The 14,501-nt window shown below is 72.8% G+C and carries 19 protein-coding genes; 15 read left to right on the top strand and 4 right to left on the bottom strand.

The window, feature by feature from the left end; genetic code table 11:
• Positions 1 to 7 precede the first annotated feature (7 nt).
• Positions 8 to 1,126 (bottom strand): hypothetical protein, encoded by a 1,119-nt coding sequence (locus AC24FB_RS07900; protein ID WP_425713960.1) that lies wholly within the window; start codon positions 1,124 to 1,126, stop codon positions 8 to 10.
• Positions 1,127 to 1,172: 46 nt separating this feature from the next.
• On the opposite strand from AC24FB_RS07900, the gene AC24FB_RS07905 reads away from it, so the two are divergent.
• The 7 genes from AC24FB_RS07905 to AC24FB_RS07935 all read left to right on the top strand — a co-directional run bounded on the left by AC24FB_RS07905 (position 1,173) and on the right by AC24FB_RS07935 (position 6,576).
• Positions 1,173 to 1,901, top strand: coding sequence for a TetR/AcrR family transcriptional regulator (locus AC24FB_RS07905; protein ID WP_425713959.1), 729 nt, complete (start codon positions 1,173 to 1,175; stop codon positions 1,899 to 1,901).
• 235 nt (positions 1,902 to 2,136) lie between these two features.
• Positions 2,137 to 3,657, top strand: a complete 1,521-nt coding sequence (locus tag AC24FB_RS07910) for a molybdopterin-dependent oxidoreductase (RefSeq protein ID WP_425713958.1) — start codon at positions 2,137 to 2,139, stop codon at positions 3,655 to 3,657.
• A 15-nt stretch (positions 3,658 to 3,672) separates the two neighbouring features.
• A complete protein-coding gene (locus AC24FB_RS07915; protein WP_425713957.1) occupies positions 3,673 to 3,891 on the top strand; it encodes a hypothetical protein in 219 nt (72 codons plus the stop codon).
• A gap of 12 nt (positions 3,892 to 3,903) precedes the next feature.
• Entirely contained in the window at positions 3,904 to 4,242 is a 339-nt protein-coding gene (locus AC24FB_RS07920) for a formate/nitrite transporter family protein (RefSeq protein ID WP_425713956.1), read from the top strand.
• 77 nt (positions 4,243 to 4,319) lie between these two features.
• Complete coding sequence (locus tag AC24FB_RS07925; protein WP_425713955.1) at positions 4,320 to 5,855, top strand: serine hydrolase; 1,536 nt, start codon at positions 4,320 to 4,322, stop codon at positions 5,853 to 5,855.
• A gap of 65 nt (positions 5,856 to 5,920) precedes the next feature.
• The gene (locus AC24FB_RS07930; RefSeq protein WP_425713954.1) at positions 5,921 to 6,193 is read left to right on the top strand and encodes a type II toxin-antitoxin system VapB family antitoxin; all 273 of its coding nucleotides are present in this window, start codon (positions 5,921 to 5,923) and stop codon (positions 6,191 to 6,193) included.
• Positions 6,190 to 6,576, top strand: a complete 387-nt coding sequence (locus tag AC24FB_RS07935; RefSeq protein ID WP_425713953.1) for a type II toxin-antitoxin system VapC family toxin — start codon at positions 6,190 to 6,192, stop codon at positions 6,574 to 6,576. Before AC24FB_RS07930 ends, AC24FB_RS07935 begins: the two co-directional genes overlap by 4 nt.
• A gap of 76 nt (positions 6,577 to 6,652) precedes the next feature.
• Here AC24FB_RS07935 and AC24FB_RS07940 read toward each other — a convergent pair whose 3' ends face one another.
• Positions 6,653 to 7,930: a serine hydrolase domain-containing protein gene (locus AC24FB_RS07940; protein ID WP_425713952.1), complete on the bottom strand. Its 1,278-nt coding sequence runs from the start codon at positions 7,928 to 7,930 to the stop codon at positions 6,653 to 6,655.
• A gap of 175 nt (positions 7,931 to 8,105) precedes the next feature.
• On the opposite strand from AC24FB_RS07940, the gene AC24FB_RS07945 reads away from it, so the two are divergent.
• The 5 genes from AC24FB_RS07945 (at position 8,106) to AC24FB_RS07965 (ending at position 12,027) form a co-directional block, all read left to right on the top strand.
• A complete protein-coding gene (locus AC24FB_RS07945; protein ID WP_425713951.1) occupies positions 8,106 to 9,911 on the top strand; it encodes an FUSC family protein in 1,806 nt (601 codons plus the stop codon).
• Positions 9,912 to 10,028: 117 nt separating this feature from the next.
• Positions 10,029 to 10,373, top strand: coding sequence for an ArsR/SmtB family transcription factor (locus tag AC24FB_RS07950; protein ID WP_425714046.1), 345 nt, complete (start codon positions 10,029 to 10,031; stop codon positions 10,371 to 10,373).
• A 1-nt stretch (position 10,374) separates the two neighbouring features.
• Positions 10,375 to 10,863, top strand: a complete 489-nt coding sequence (locus tag AC24FB_RS07955) for an SRPBCC family protein (protein WP_425713950.1) — start codon at positions 10,375 to 10,377, stop codon at positions 10,861 to 10,863.
• A gap of 116 nt (positions 10,864 to 10,979) precedes the next feature.
• The gene (locus AC24FB_RS07960; protein ID WP_425713949.1) at positions 10,980 to 11,342 is read left to right on the top strand and encodes a hypothetical protein; all 363 of its coding nucleotides are present in this window, start codon (positions 10,980 to 10,982) and stop codon (positions 11,340 to 11,342) included.
• 97 nt (positions 11,343 to 11,439) lie between these two features.
• Entirely contained in the window at positions 11,440 to 12,027 is a 588-nt protein-coding gene (locus AC24FB_RS07965; protein ID WP_425713948.1) for a dihydrofolate reductase family protein, read from the top strand.
• Between the two features lie 109 nt (positions 12,028 to 12,136).
• Here the strand turns inward: AC24FB_RS07965 and AC24FB_RS07970 are convergent, their stop codons facing one another.
• Complete coding sequence (locus AC24FB_RS07970; protein ID WP_425713947.1) at positions 12,137 to 12,427, bottom strand: DUF1905 domain-containing protein; 291 nt, start codon at positions 12,425 to 12,427, stop codon at positions 12,137 to 12,139.
• A 9-nt stretch (positions 12,428 to 12,436) separates the two neighbouring features.
• Positions 12,437 to 12,970 (bottom strand): MarR family winged helix-turn-helix transcriptional regulator, encoded by a 534-nt coding sequence (locus AC24FB_RS07975; RefSeq protein ID WP_425713946.1) that lies wholly within the window; start codon positions 12,968 to 12,970, stop codon positions 12,437 to 12,439.
• Between the two features lie 243 nt (positions 12,971 to 13,213).
• Here AC24FB_RS07975 and AC24FB_RS07980 point away from each other — a divergent pair, with 243 nt between their 5' ends.
• From AC24FB_RS07980 to AC24FB_RS07990, 3 genes are all read left to right on the top strand, one after another.
• Positions 13,214 to 13,471 (top strand): hypothetical protein, encoded by a 258-nt coding sequence (locus AC24FB_RS07980; RefSeq protein ID WP_425713945.1) that lies wholly within the window; start codon positions 13,214 to 13,216, stop codon positions 13,469 to 13,471.
• A 79-nt stretch (positions 13,472 to 13,550) separates the two neighbouring features.
• Positions 13,551 to 14,246, top strand: coding sequence for a DsbA family oxidoreductase (locus AC24FB_RS07985; protein ID WP_425713944.1), 696 nt, complete (start codon positions 13,551 to 13,553; stop codon positions 14,244 to 14,246).
• Between the two features lie 17 nt (positions 14,247 to 14,263).
• Positions 14,264 to 14,497 (top strand): hypothetical protein, encoded by a 234-nt coding sequence (locus tag AC24FB_RS07990; protein WP_487560157.1) that lies wholly within the window; start codon positions 14,264 to 14,266, stop codon positions 14,495 to 14,497.
• Positions 14,498 to 14,501: the final 4 nt, after the last annotated feature.

Below are 14,501 nucleotides of genomic sequence, written 5' to 3' on the forward strand. Positions count from 1 at the left end.
AACAATGTCACTCGAGGGGCACTTCACTGACATTCTCGTCGGCCGAATGTCTGTCGACGGAAGTTGTCGGAGGTGTCGCCGCCCGTGGCCGCTCCCGCCGCAGCACGACCGCGAGCACGCCGATCGCCGCCCCGAGGAGCACCACGCTCTGCGCGATCTTCGCGCCCATCGTCACCCCGCCGGGCAACGGGGCGAGCATGCCGACGAGCACCCCGCCGACGACGAGCGACGCCCCGAGGATCCCGCCCTCGCGCGCGCCCCACCGGCGCCGGGTGGACACCCGGGCGAGGAGCCACGCAGCGACGACGACCACCGCGACCACGAACGCGAACCCGCCCCACGCGGGCGGCGTGAGGTCGAGCAGCACCTTGCCGAGAATCCCCGCGAGCACGATCACCCAGGTCCTGACCGGGCGCGCTACCGCCGGGTGGCGCTCGCCCTGCTCGACCTCGCTGCCGCGGGAGCCGACCTCTCGGGCCGACCCCCTGCCCCGCGCCCGCAGCGGCCGCCCTGCCGGCGACATCGCGAGCGCGACGAGTGCCGCGACCCCCGCGAGCACGCCGACCACCTGGCCGATCGACGGCGCGTACCCGTACATGTCCCGGCCGTCCGAGTGGATCGCCACGGCGACCGCGACCCACGCGGCGACCGCGACCACCGTCCCGAACCGGCCGAGCAGGGGCCGCCCCTCGTGACGCGGGGCGAGCGCGCGGTGGATCGCCAGCGGCGCCCCGACGCTCATGCTCACGTGCCCGAGGACCCAGACCAGGGTGGCGTACGCGCTGAACCCGAGCGGGGCGATCATCGTCGGCTCGCGCAGCTCGTCCCAGTAGGACACGTCGGGGCGGTCCCCGGCGAACATCGACAGGTCGATCACCCCCGTCATCGCGAGCCCGAACGCGGCGGCGAGCAGGAGGATGCCGGCCCAGCCCCGCCCCGTCCGCACGGCGAGGTCCCGGATCAGCAGCGCCGCCCCGCCGTACAGCGGTGCGAGGAACACGGTGGCGAACGCGAGCTCACCGGGATCGCCGGTCGCGGCCAGGTAGGCCTGGAGCATCTCCGCGCAGACCGGTGCGGCGAGCGCGACGAGGACGATCGAGGCGGCGCGCTGCCGGAGCGGGAGCATGCCGCGACGTTAGCAGAGTGGGCACTCCATTAACTAGGGTGGGGGCATGGCCCGCCCCGTCGACCCCGAGCTGCGCCGCGCCCGGCGCCTCCAGCTCATCGACGCAGGCCTCACCGCGTTCGCCGAGCGGGGTGCTGCCGCGACCACCGCCGACATCTGTCGCATCGCCGGTGTCGGCTCGGGCACCTTCTTCCACCACTTCGCGACCAAGGACGCGCTCGTGGTGGCGATCGTCGAGCTCGGTACCGAGGAGACGCGGGAGCTGTTCGCCTCCCTCGACGACGACAACCCGGAGGATTCGGCCCGCGCGGCGAGCGTGCCCGGCGCCGGGGCGGGCGGCACGACGAGAAGCCGCGGCGCAGGTTCGGGGCACGCGTCGCGCAGCAGTGGTGCCGGAGCCTCACCGCGTGGAACCGTCCTCGGCTTCGTCGACCACGCCGCAGAAGACCTCGCTGACCCCCGCGCGTCCGGGTTCGTGCGTGCCGTCGGCGCGCTGACGCACCGCCCGACGATCGTGGCGGCACTCGAGGCGGACGAACGCGTCACCCGCGAGCTGCTGGGGGAGCGGATGTCGCGCGCCCAGCGGGCCGGGGCCGTGCGCGTGGACGTCCCGGCCGACCGCCTCACGACCTGGGTGCTGCTCCTGCTCGACGGTTTCGCCGCCGGGGTCGCCGGCGGACAGGTCGACGCAGGTCGCGAGCTGCCGATGCTCCACGAGCAGGTGGCTGCGCTCCTTGACGGCCCGGCCGGTCGAGCACCGACCGGTCGCACCTGACCGGCGCGCAGATCCGGAGACGACCGACCCGCACCCGGATCATTCGGAAACTGGTGCCGCGGAGACGGACGACCTGGAATCGGACTATTGGGACAATGCCCCGACCCAGTTTCAGCAATGTGTCCGAGAAATGCATGGTTCCGGACTTTTCCCGCATTTTCGCCATTCCTTTTCGGGAATTGCTCGATACAGTGGGACGGGCCCCCGCACCTGCTCATCGTCGTCGGAGGAACCAGTGGAGGACCCCAACTTTCCCCTGTGGCTGCGCGCCACCCATCTCCTCAACTTCGTGCTCATCGGCATTCTCCTGCGCAGCGGGTGGGAGATGCTCTCCTCGCTGCCGCGCCTGTGGTGGCGGAACGACAGCAAACCTGGCACGGAGTGGCTGAAGTTCACCCGGCAGGAGCTCCCGAAGGAGGAGGGCGTCTACACCTCGCTCATGGACGAGCGGAGCATGAGCCCGGTGTTCGGGCTGCCCGGCCGGAAGAACATCGGGCTCGGCCGGCACTTCCACGGTCTCGGCGTCATGCTCTGGGTGCTCAACGGGATCGTCTACGTCGCTCTGCTGTTCGGCACGGGCCTGTGGCGACGGATCATCCCGACGTCGTGGGACGTGTTCCCCGAGGCCTGGGAGTCGCTCAAGGTCTACCTCGGCCTGGGTGTGCCCGGGATCGAGCACTTCTCGCCCTACGACTCCTTGCAGATGCTCGGCTACACGGCCGTCATCTTCCTGCTCGCACCGTTCCTCATCCTCAGCGGACTCGCGATGGCCCCGGCGATCCGCTCGAGGTTCCCCTGGTACGTCAAGCTGTTCGGCGGCCACCAGGGTGCGCGGTCGCTGCACTTCATCGCCATGGTCTTCATGACGATCTTCATCGTCATGCACGTCGGGCTCGTGTTCCTCGTGCACCCGGAGTACAACCTGCCGCACATGGTCTTCGGCGTCACCGACACCACCCGGTACGCCCAGGCATTCACGACCGTCATCATCACGATCGTTCTCGTGTTCGCCTTCTGGATCGGTCTCAGCTACGCCTCGCTCATCGATCGGCCGCTCACCCAGAAGATCCTCGTCACCCTCACCGAGCCCGCGCGGAAGCTGTTCCTCGGCTGGATGAAGCCCCGGATGCACAAGCAGACGACCTACACCGACGAGGACCTGTCCGAGTTTCACTGGACGAACGGTCTGCCGCCGACCGAGGACGAGTCGCCCGAGTGGCTGCACCACAGGGACACCGACTGGCAGGACTGGCGCCTCGAGGTCGGCAACGCCCTCGACGGCACCTCGATCGAGCTCAGCCTCGACGAGCTCAAGGCCATGCCGAGGACCGAGTACGTCGCGGTCCACACCTGCATGCAGGGCTGGTCGGCCACCTCGAGGTGGGCGGGGGTCAGGCTGACCGACGTCCTCGACCGGCTCGGCCCCCGGCCCGAGGGGGCGAGCTACGTGTTGATCACCTCGCACGGTCTCGCCCAGGAGATGTGGGACCACCGGCCGCGCGAGCCGTTCTACACGGTGCTCGACATGAAGATGCTCGAGGAGGCCAACACGATCCTCGCCTACGAGCGCAACGGCCGACCGCTCGACATCCACCTCGGGGCCCCGCTGCGTCTGCGCGTGGAGTCCAACCACGGGTACAAGATGGTCAAGTGGGTCCGGAGCGTCGAGTGGATCCGTGACTACGCCGAGTACGGTGACGGCCGCGGCGGCACCCGCGAGGACGGCGCCATGCAGGCGTTCAACGGGGTGATCTAGATCGAGGGGGAGCAGTTGATCAGTACGACATTCGCCGTCGACGGCATGCGGACGAACGGGGACGTGCTCGCCGTCCGCGCCGCGATGTACAAGGTGGCCGGGGTCGGCGGGTTCTCGGCGGAGATCGAGGAACAGGGGTCGCAGATCATCCTCAAGCACAAGGACGACGTCGTGCTCGACCCGGACGTCATCGACCGCGCCCTGCGTGCGGCCGGTGACTACTCCGTCATCTGACGCCGGTCGGCGGTGACCGGCACCGGCCGGCCGCTGAAGTCCTTCCTGCTCGGCCTGACCGCCGGTGGGTACATCGCCCTCGGGTTCGTCTTCCACGTGGCCAACTTCGTCGGCGCACCGACGATCGTCGGACTGGTCCACGCCGGCGGGACGTGGCGCCAGGCCGCGTTCGGCGATCTCACCTGCGGTGCGCTGGTCGTCGACAACCTCCTCCCCGTCACGCTCGGTAACGTCGTCTGTGGCGGCGTGATGGTCGGGATCCTCTGCTGGACGATCTTCCACTACGTGGCGGGCCGCAAGGACTCGCCCGAGCAGGGTGGCAAGGGCATCGCCTCCGGAGCCGGCGCCTGAGGACGGACGGCCACGCAGACTCCCGCGCAGGCGGCGTTCCCGAGCCCGGGATCCGTGCCCCTGCCAGAATGGGCGAGATGACTCCCTCGCGTCGCAGCAGCCGCTCCTCCCTCGCCCGCCGCACCGCGCCCGCCGTCGGGGTCGCGCTCGCGCTCGTCCTCGCCGGCTGCTCCGGCGGGGACGACGACCCGGACGACGGCGGGGCGGCGACGGAGTCCTCCTCGCAGACCGGGAGCCCGAGCGAGGGAGCCGAGTCGTCGTCGGGCGAGAGCCCCACCGGGGGTGAGTCCGCCTCCGACGGCGAGACGGCCTCCGACGGCGCCGCCGAGGCCGTCGACCCCGCGGACCACCTCACCGACCCCGAGCTCCTCGAGCACGTCGAGTGGGTGCTCGCCCAGCTCGAGGCGGACGCGGAGGGCCCGGAGGAGAGCGAGGTCGAGGAGCGGTTCTCCGAGGAGATGCTCGCCCAGGTGCCCGCCGACCAGTACACCGGCGTGTTCGCCCAGCTCCGCACCGGAGCCCCCTACACGGTCACCGCGGCCGCCGAGCAGCTCGGCGACATGGCCGGCGCCGAGCTCCGGCTCGACTCCGCCGCGGGCCCCCTGGTGATGACCGTGTTCGTCGGCGAGGACGGCCTCATCGAGGGCCTCCAGTTCGTCCCCGACACCGCGGGCGAGGCCCCCGAGCTCGGTGCCTGGGAGGACCTCGACGAGAGCCTGACCGAGCTCGGTGGGGAGACGCAGGTCGTCGTCGGCACGGTCGAGGACGGGCAGTGCACGATCGAGCACACGACCGCGGGTGTCGAGGAGGGCGGTGTGCCCGCGCCCAGCGGCTCGGTGTTCAAGCTGATCGTGCTTGCGGGGCTGGTCGACGCCGTCGAGGCGGGCGAGATCTCCTGGGACGACGAGCTGACGATCACCGACGAGCTGCGCAGCCTCCCGTCCGGCACCCTCCAGGACCGCGAGGCCGGGTCGACGGTCACGGTGCGCGAGGCCGCCGGGCTGATGATCTCGATCAGCGACAACACGGCCACTGATCTCATCCTCGACGCCGTGGGCCAGGAGCGCGTGGCGGGCGTGGTCGAGGAGGCCGGGCTCGACGCCGACCGGGTCCTGCCGGTGCCGAGCACGCGCGACTTCTTCCAGCTGGGCTGGCAGGTCGAGGACGACGTCCGCGCGCAGTACGAGGCGGCCGCGACGCCCGAGGAACGCCAGGCCGTGCTCGACTCCCTGCCCGCCGAGCTCGACGTGGCGGCCACGGCCGTCACCGTGCCGCGCTGGGACGAGGGCGTCGGCTGGATGCTCACCGGCGGCGAGATCTGCTCCCTCCACGCGCTCCTCCAGCAGCGGGCGGGGACCGAGTCGGGCGAGCCCGTGCGGGAGATCCTCTCGGACAACCCCGGCGTGGGCATCCCCGAGGGGGTGGGCTACCAGGGCTTCAAGGGTGGCTCGGCCCCGGGCGTCCTCGCCTTCGCGTTCTACCTCGAGACCGCCGACGACGACGAGGGGAGCGGCCGCGTGCTCGTCGTCCAGACCCGGTCCGAGGAGGCCGTCGACCAGATGCGGGCGACGACGATCGTCGACGCCGGCGTCGGGCTCCTCGCCGAGCAGTAGTGGGCGACCCGATCAGGCGCCGAGAAAGGTAGATGGGTAGACACGTCGGACGGTAGAATCTACCCATGGGGCTCAACATCAAGAACGAGCGGGTGCACGCGCTCGCGCGCGAGGCCGCCCGGGTGACCGGCAAGTCGCAGACGAGCGCGATCGAGGAGGCGCTCGAGCACCTGCTCGCGCTCCACGGCGCGGACCCGACTCGCGCACGTACGGAGGAACGCATGCGCCGGGTCCGGTCGATCGTCACCGACTACGCCGCGCTCCCGATGGCGGACCGCGCGGACCGGGTGACCGAGATCGAGGACCTGTACGACACGGCAACGGGACTGCCGCGGTGATCGTCGACTCGTCGGCGCTCATCGCCATCCTCCGCCAGGAGCCGGGGTGGGAACAGGTGGCCCGGGTGGTGGTCGAAGGGTCCTGCCGGATGTCGACGGCAACGTGGCTCGAGGCGTCGATCGTCGCGGACCAGCGAGCGCCGGGCGGCGGGGAGCGTCTGGACGACCTCGTCGACGCCCTCGGGATCGAGCTCGTGCCGTTCGACCGGCGGGACGCCGAGGTGGCCCGCCTCGCCTACCGGCGCTTCGGACGTGGCTCGGGATCGCCGGCGCGGCTCAACCTGGGTGACTGCTTCTCGTACGCACTTGCGGCCACATCCGGGGAATCCCTGCTGTTCGTCGGCGACGACTTCGCCAATACGGACGTCGCCTCCGCCATGTGACCGGGTCCTGCCCGGCCGGGGCCGACGCCGGGGGAGGTGTCCGAGGCGGAGCCAGAGCCCCGGTGTGCAGCTGTGGTCAGGACCAGGGCTCGGCGAGGACCGCGTCCCAGAAGTCGGTCATGTAGGCGGGCCGGGCCGGACCGGCCATGCCGCGCCATGTGAGCAGGACCCCGGTCACCCCCTGCTCGGGGTAGGCCCACAGGCTCGTGCCTGTCCCGCCGTCCCAGCCGAAGCCGCCGCGCTCGTCGAGCCCGACGCCCAGACCCCACCCCCAGCCCGGCTCGAGGAAGCCAGACGCCCAGGGGCGGGTGAGGTCGGTGAGGGTGTCCGTGCGCATCGCCAGGACCGACTCGACGGCCAGCACGCGAGGGCTTCCGACGGATGTCGGGCCGTCCGCCGTCAGGTCCTCGGCCGTGCCGTCGTCGGCCACCGGCACGCCGGTCGGTGGCGCCCCGGCCGCCGGCACCCCGGTCGGTGCGGGACCGAGGTACGCGGGCGGGGCGAGTCCGCCGTCGAGCAGCATCTGGCCGAGCCGGACGAGGTCGGCGGCGGTGGAGAGCAGGCCCGCGGCGCCCGAGCAGAACAGCGGCCGGCGGGCCAGTGCCGGCGCAGCGGCGGGCGCGAGCTCAGAGGACTCGCCGTCCCCGCCGACCCAGCGGAACGGGGGCACCCGGTCGAGCCGCGTGCTCGGCACCGAGTACCCCGTCTCGACCATGCCGAGCGGCAGGAGCAGGCGGTCGCGGAGCATGTCGTCGAACCCGCGCCCGGTGGCGGCCTCGACCACGACCGTCAGGGCATCGAACGACGACTGGTAGAGCCACCCCTCGCCGGGCTGGTGGGCCATCGGCAGACCGGCGACCCGCTCCGCCCACTCGGTCGGCGCGAGCGCCGGCCCGGTCCAGCCGGAGAGGACGCCGGCGTCCTGCGTCGCCTCCGCGAGGGCGTCGCCGGGCGCGTCGTCGAGGTCGTAGCCGAGCCCGAGCCCCATGGTCAGCAGGTCGCGGACCGTCAGCTCGCGGGCGGCCGGAACCGTGTCCTCGAGCGCCCCGTGGCGCTCGCGAAGGACCTCGCGACCGGCCCAGGCGGGAACCCACCGGGACAGAGGGTCCTCGAGAGCCAGCGCACCGTCCTCGACCAGTCCGAGCACGAGCGCGGTCGCCGCCGGCTTGGTCACCGACGCGGTACGCACGAGCGCGTTCTCGCGCAGACCGCCGGTCGCCGCCACGGTCACGCGCCGCTCCGTGCGCGGACCGGACGCGACCGCCCACACCGCCCCCGGCGCCGGCCCAGTCCCCGCGTGCTCGCGCATGGCCTCGACGACCTGCGCCGCCCGGACGTCGTGCCTCGTCGCCATGGTGGCGACCCTAACGGTGACCACCGTCGCCGGACCACGGTCGTCGGATCGGGTGGAAGGTGACCGTGGGGCGACGAGGACCGGGCCGCGACCCCGGGACGGAACTCCCGGGTGGCGCCCTGTGGGTGGTGACACGTCGGAGGGGCCTGGCGGGGCCGGACCTACCATCGAGGCCGTGAGCGGCACCCCCTTCGTCGACCTGCGCAGCCTGGTCACCATCGCGCCCAGCCCGCCGCGCCTTGCCGTCGGCCTGCGCGCGGCCGTCGCGATCGGCCTCCCGCTCGTCGTCGCGACCGCGCTCGGACACACGTCCGCGGGGTTCCTCGCGAGCCTCGGCGGCTTCTCCATCCTCTACGGCGCTGGGGCGCCTGCCCGTCGCCGCGTCAAGGTGATCGGCGGCGTCGGCGCCGGGATGTGGATGTGCAGCCTGGTCGGCGTCCTCACGGCGGGCAGCACGTGGGGGTCGCTCGCCGCCCTCGTCGCGGTCAGCTCGGTGGTGGGATTCGGTACGCACGCGCTTCGGGTCGGCCCGCCGGGGGTCTACTTCTTCGCCCTCGGCACGGGAGTCGCCAACCTCGCCGCCGTGGGCGGAACGGACCCGTGGCTCATCCTCGGCATGGCGGCGGTCGGGGCGGTGAGCGCCGTCGTCGTCGGGACCTCCGACATCTGGCTGCGGCGGCGCGGCATCGAGGAGAGCGCCGTCGCGCACGCGGAGGACACGGTGGTGCGCTTCGAGGCGGCCGCCCGCTCGACCGACCCCGATACCGACCCCGACCGGCTCGACCGTCGCCGGGCCGACGCCTCGACGGCGCTGCACGCGGCGTGGACCGCCGTGACCGACGGCGGGACGGCGAGCGACTTCGAGGCGCGCCTCCAGGTCGTCCACGAGCGGTACGCCGCGACGTCGGCCCACCTCTCGGGCCGCGTGTCCGGGATCGACCCCAGCCCGTGGGAGAACGACGCGGACCGGGCCGACGAGCCGGTGCAGGACACGGACGAGCGCGCAGGCGCCGACCTCGGGCGGACCGACGACGAGCAGCGCCAGGTCGAGCGCACGCAGGTCCGGTACTCGTCGCTGGGGCGCCCCGCGGGCGGCTACCTCCTGCGCCAGGCCGCCTGGTGGCCGTCGGAGAGCATGCTCGTCGCCCTGCGCGTGCTCGTGGCCACCGCCGTCGCCGGGTCGATCGCGACGCTCATCGGCAACGAGCACGTGTACTGGGCGGTCGTCTTCGCCGCCCTCATCGTGCAGACCGGCGGCACGCGCTATGCCCAGGCCACCAAGGCGTTGCAGCGCGTGCTGGGCACGGTGCTGGGGCTCGGGGTGTTCGCCGTCGTGCTCGCCGTGGACCCGCAGGCGTGGTGGCTCGTCGCGACGATCATCGTCATGCAGGGCTCGGTCGAGCTGCTCGTCACCCGGAACTACCTGCTCGCGGTCACGCTCATCACGCCGCTCGCCATGACGATCTCGGTCGCGGTGACCGGCATGAGCACCGAGACGGTCGTCGGGGACCGCCTCATCGACACCGCGATCGGCGTGGGCACGGCGATCGTCGTGCTCGTCCTCAGCGGTCTCGGCGGGAAGGAGGTCGTCCTGCGCGCCCACGCCCGACGGGTCGCGATCGCCCTCGATGCCGTGCTCGCCGACCTCGTCGCCGGCGGCCACGACACCGCCGACGGCGTGCGGCGCCGGCAGCACCTCTACGTCGAGCTACTCGAGTCGGACGCCGTGGCCCGGCGGGCGCTCGCCGACGCGCCCGACCAGGTCGCCCCCTTCCAGGAGATGGAACGGGTGCTCTCGACGATCGGCTACCTCGTGCTCGGCGCGGGGTGGCACCAGCACCTGTGGGGCCGCCGCGAGCGGTTCGAGCTCGCCCGGGAGCGGCTGGCCGTCACCCTGGGGCAGCGCGTGACGGTGCGGCGGCCGGCGGCGAACATCACCGAGGAGCTCCGCGGCGTCGAGTCCGCGCTCACCGGTGCGTAGGCGGCGCCGGTCGATGCCTCCCCCCACCCGGACGCCCGCCTCGCGCACACCCGCCGCTGCGCACCTCGTCGTCGCCCCTTGCCACGTACAACTGATCGGTTGTATGTTTGTGACGTGATCGAGGCCGGGGACGAGGACCGGGCGGACGCCCTGTTCCACGCCCTCGCCGACCGGACCCGGCGGGACATCCTGCGCCGGGTCCTCGCCGGGGAGCACTCGGTCTCGGCGCTCGCGGCGGGCTACGACATGAGCTTCGCCGCGGTCCAGAAGCATGTCCGCGTCCTCGAGACGGCCGGTCTGCTCACCAAGCGGCGCAACGGCCGCGAGCAGCTCGCCTCGGGCGACGTCACGGCGGTCCGCTCCGTGGCCTCCATGCTCGGCGAGCTGGAGGGCATCTGGAGGGGCCGCGTCGAACGGATCGACGCGCTGCTCGCGCGTGAGCTCGACCTCGAGGAGGACTGACATGCCCGTCACCGACATCACGACCGACGTCCCCGGCAGGACCATGACGATCACGGCGCACTTCGATGCGCCGGTGGAGCGGATCTGGTCGCTCTACACCGACCCGCGCCAGCTCGAGCAGGTCTGGGGGCCGCCCGGCTACCCGGCCACCTTCGTCGAGCACGACATCCGGCCGGGCGGGCGTAGCAGCTACTACATGACCGGCCCCGACGGCGAGAGGTACGGCGGCTGGTGGGAGATCACCGCCGTCGACGAGCCGAACGGGTTCGAGTTCCGGGACGGGTTCGCCGACGCCGACCTCCGGCCGGTGGACTCCATGCCGGTCTCCCGCAACGTCTACCGGTTCGAGCCCGACGGGTCGGGCACGACGGTGACGGCGACCGCGACCTACGAGTCGGAGGACGCGCTCCGGACCGTCATGGACATGGGCCAGGAAGAGGGTGTGCGGGAGTCGATGAACCAGATCGACGACTTCCTCGCGACCCGCTGACCCGCACCCGGTGGACCGGCCGGGCAGGGACGTTCCCTGCCCGGCCGGCCGCACTCCTCGGGCGCGACGCGCCGGGGCGATCTGTGCGGGCGGCGAGACGGTGCCAGCATGAATGGATGATCGTCTCCACCAAGGCAGCCGCCGCGCTCGGCTGCGCGCTCGTGGCGGCAGGCATGTCGGGCTGCGCGGACGACCAGCGGTCGGTGCCATCGATGGTCGTGGCGTGGCCGGAGCCGGACGTCGTCGACGGACGGCCCGGCGCCGACCCGACGACGGCGGACCCGGTCGAGGACGGAGCCGCCGACTCCGGACCCGCCGACGACTCGGAGAGCGTGACGTACCCCGGCGGCGCCGTGGGCGAGCCCGGAGCGCCCGACGCGGACGCGCTCCGCGAGATCCTCGCCGCGGCCGGTCTCGGCTCGCCGGGGGTCCAGGTGGCCGACGGGCTGCACGAGATTCTCGACCGCATCCAGCCGTAGGCCGGCTGGCCGTGCGCGGGCGACGGAGCTCGGCGGCCGTCCGTCCGGCATCGACCGGCGACCTCCCGATGTCGGTGGTCGCCGGCACCCTCGGGGGATGACGCGCACCGTCTTCTACACGGCCACGACCCTCGACGGATTCATCGCGGACGAGGCGGACTCCCTCGCGTGGCTGTTCGCGCAACGCGGTGACCCGGCGGTGACCGGGGACTACGAGAGCTTCGTCTCCGGGATCGGTGCGCTGCTCATGGGGCGCACCACCTACGAGTGGATCCTGCGCGAGCTCGGCGAGGGGGCCTCGTGGCCCTACGACCTTCCGACGTTCGTCGCGACCCACGCCGACCTCGCGGCGCCGGAGGGGGCCGACGTCCGATTCGTCGCCGGGGACGCGCGCGAGATCCACACCGGCCTCGTGGCCGCGGCCGGCGGGAAGGACATCTGGGTGGTCGGGGGAGGAGACCTGGCCGGTCAGCTCGCCGACGCCGGGCTGCTCGACGAGCTGCGACTCTCGATCGCGGCCGCGACCCTGGGGTCCGGGCGACCGCTGCTCCCGCGCCGGCTGGCGCTCGGGCTGCTCTCCGTCGAGCGGGTCGGCGACTTCGTCTCGGTCGTCTACGACGTCCTCGGCCCGGGGGATCCGGCCTGGGCGGACGCCCCGACGCCGGACGGTCCGGTCCCGGCCTGACCCGCCCGGGCCCGCGGGTGCCCGGTCCGCGGGCCGCGGCCGAGCAGCGCCCGAACTGACCCGACCGCGCCCTCGGGGTGCCCGGCCCCACAGGCCCCGGCCCGACCCGTCAGCCGAGGTCGATCGCCATGCGCACCGAGACCTCGTCGCCGAGGCCGATCCCCTCGGCTCGCTGCACCGCGACCTTGACCGGGAGCAGGTAGCCGCCGTCGCGCGGGAAGAGCGAGGTGGTGAACGTGGTCTCCCCGATGCGCGCGGTCACCGGGATGACGCCCCAGCCGTAGGTGGCCTCGCGCCGGACCTCGCGGACGGCCTCCCGCGGGTCCGGCGGCAGGGGGACGAACAGGAACGGCGCGGGGCCGCGCCAGTGGATGATCTCGCCGGAGAACTCGAGGTCCATCCCGAGAGGCTAGGCGGTACCCCCGTCGCCGGCGTCGTCGTCCCCGTGCTGCGAGCGGTCGCCGAGGCCGGCGAGGAGCTTCTCGAGGAGACCGGCCAGCTGCGCGAGCTCGGCGTCGTCGAGCGCTGCGAGCAGATCCCCCTCGGCGCGGACGTGGCGGGGGGCGACGTCGTCGATGACGGCGCGGCCCCGGGGAGTGAGGCTGACGCGCACGCTGCGGCGGTTGTCCGGGTCCGTCGAGCGGTCGACGAGGCCCTTCTCCTCGAGGCGCGAGAGCCGGTTGGTCATGGCCGCCGCCGTCACCATCATGCTGCCGGTGAGGGCGCCGGGCGTGAGAGTGAACGGGTCACCCGCGCGCCGGAGGGCGGAGAGGACGTCGTACTCGCCCGGCTGGAGGTCGTGCTCGGCGAAGAACTCGCGCATGCCCTGGGAGATGAGGTCGGACGCGCGCGAGACCCGGCCGGTCACGCTCATCGGTGCCAGCTCGAGCTCGGGGCGCTGCTCGCGCCACTGTCCCAGGTAGTCGCTCACGCGGTCACGCATCCGCCAAGAATAGTTCAAGATCGAAAAGTTTGACGAGGCGACCGCGTCACGCTAGACTCTTTCACGTCGAAGCGTTCGGCGTTGAACGGTGTGTGCTCCCGTTCTCGACCGACGGCAGCGGCACCGGGCAGCTCCGGCGCGAGACCTACGCCCGTACACCGACCTCCCCCGCTCCCGGTCGCGTCCCTCTCCCGGACGTCGCCACGCACGACCAACCGCCCCGCGCGGAGAAGAGAGACCCGCATGACCACCGCCGACCTGACCACCGCCGACACCCGCGCCGTCCCTGGCCGGGACGTCTTCCCCGCCACCCACGCGACGCGCCACGAGATGGAGGCCCGGATCGACCGTCACGCCATCGCCCCCGGGCGCGTCGCGATCCTCGACCTCGCGCAGCGCGACGGGAGCGAACCCGTCTCCGGCACGGACCGCGCCGTCGCCGTCGGTGCGATCCTCACGGGCGTCGCGGCCGCGATCGGCCTCGCCCTCGGCCTGGTCTGACGGCTCCCGACCCCCGGCCGGGAATGCCGCGGCGCCCGCGCGCCTTGCACCTCGAGGACCCCACCACCCGAGGAGCATCGTGACCGCACAGCCCCCCATCGCCGTCGACATCTGGTCGGACATCGCCTGCCCCTGGTGCTACATCGGCAAGCGCAAGTTCGAGGCCGGCCTCGCGGAGTTCCGCGAGCAGCACGCGGACGCCCCCGCGGTCGAGGTCACGTACCACTCGTTCGAGCTCTCGCCGGACACGCCGGTCGACTTCACCGGTTCGACGACCGAGTTCCTCGCCGAGCGCAAGGGCATGCCGGTCGAGCAGGTCGAGCAGATGCTCGAGCGCGTGACGGGGATCGCGGCCTCCGTCGGGCTCGACTACGACTTCGACTCGGTCGTGCACATCAACACGCTGCGCGCCCACCAGGTCATCCACCACGCCAAGGCGCACGGCAAGCAGGCCGAGGCCAAGGAACGCCTGCTGCGCGCCTACTTCGTCGAGGGGAAGAACCTCTCCGACGTCGATGAGCTCGCCGCGCTGGCCGCAGAGACCGGGCTCGACGCGGAGGAGGTCGCCGCCGACCTGCGCGCGGACCGCTGGGCGGACGATGTCCAGGCCGACATCGCCAAGGCCCGCGCCTACGGCATCCAGGGTGTGCCCTTCTTCGTCCTCGACGAGAAGTACGGCATCTCGGGGGCGCAGGAGTCCACCGCGTTCGCCCAGGCGCTCGGCCAGGTGGCGACCGAGCGTGGGACGGACGACGCGACGCGGGCCGACGCATGACCGCCGCCGGGACCTCGATGACGAGAGCCGCCGCGGGGGCCTCGTCGTCGGCCACGGCATCGGCGGCGGACCCGGCCTCCGACCCGGCGTCCGACTCGGCCGAGAGGCCGACCGTGGCGCCGCACGAGTCGGCGAGCCCGTTGCCGTCGCCGCCCGCCCCGGTCACGTCTCTCGCGCCGCTCACCCCGCTCGGGGGCCTCGACCTCCCCGGCCTCGACGACGCTCCCGCCTGCGGCCCGGACGGCTGCTGAGGAA

Source organism: Georgenia sp. Z1344, assembly GCF_057652375.1.

Bases quoted from the DNA above. Each gene is read 5' to 3' on its own strand.
- AC24FB_RS07900 (WP_425713960.1), bottom strand. From the start codon at position 1,126: ATGCTCCCGCTCCGGCAGCGCGCCGCCTCGATCGTCCTCGTCGCGCTC.
- AC24FB_RS07905 (WP_425713959.1), top strand. From the start codon at position 1,173: ATGGCCCGCCCCGTCGACCCCGAGCTGCGCCGCGCCCGGCGCCTCCAG.
- AC24FB_RS07925 (WP_425713955.1), top strand. From the start codon at position 4,320: ATGACTCCCTCGCGTCGCAGCAGCCGCTCCTCCCTCGCCCGCCGCACC.
- AC24FB_RS07930 (WP_425713954.1), top strand. From the start codon at position 5,921: ATGGGGCTCAACATCAAGAACGAGCGGGTGCACGCGCTCGCGCGCGAG.
- AC24FB_RS07940 (WP_425713952.1), bottom strand. From the start codon at position 7,930: ATGGCGACGAGGCACGACGTCCGGGCGGCGCAGGTCGTCGAGGCCATG.
- AC24FB_RS07955 (WP_425713950.1), top strand. From the start codon at position 10,375: ATGCCCGTCACCGACATCACGACCGACGTCCCCGGCAGGACCATGACG.
- AC24FB_RS07960 (WP_425713949.1), top strand. From the start codon at position 10,980: ATGATCGTCTCCACCAAGGCAGCCGCCGCGCTCGGCTGCGCGCTCGTG.
- AC24FB_RS07965 (WP_425713948.1), top strand. From the start codon at position 11,440: ATGACGCGCACCGTCTTCTACACGGCCACGACCCTCGACGGATTCATC.
- AC24FB_RS07970 (WP_425713947.1), bottom strand. From the start codon at position 12,427: ATGGACCTCGAGTTCTCCGGCGAGATCATCCACTGGCGCGGCCCCGCG.
- AC24FB_RS07975 (WP_425713946.1), bottom strand. From the start codon at position 12,970: ATGCGTGACCGCGTGAGCGACTACCTGGGACAGTGGCGCGAGCAGCGC.
- AC24FB_RS07980 (WP_425713945.1), top strand. From the start codon at position 13,214: ATGACCACCGCCGACCTGACCACCGCCGACACCCGCGCCGTCCCTGGC.
- AC24FB_RS07990 (WP_487560157.1), top strand. From the start codon at position 14,264: ATGACGAGAGCCGCCGCGGGGGCCTCGTCGTCGGCCACGGCATCGGCG.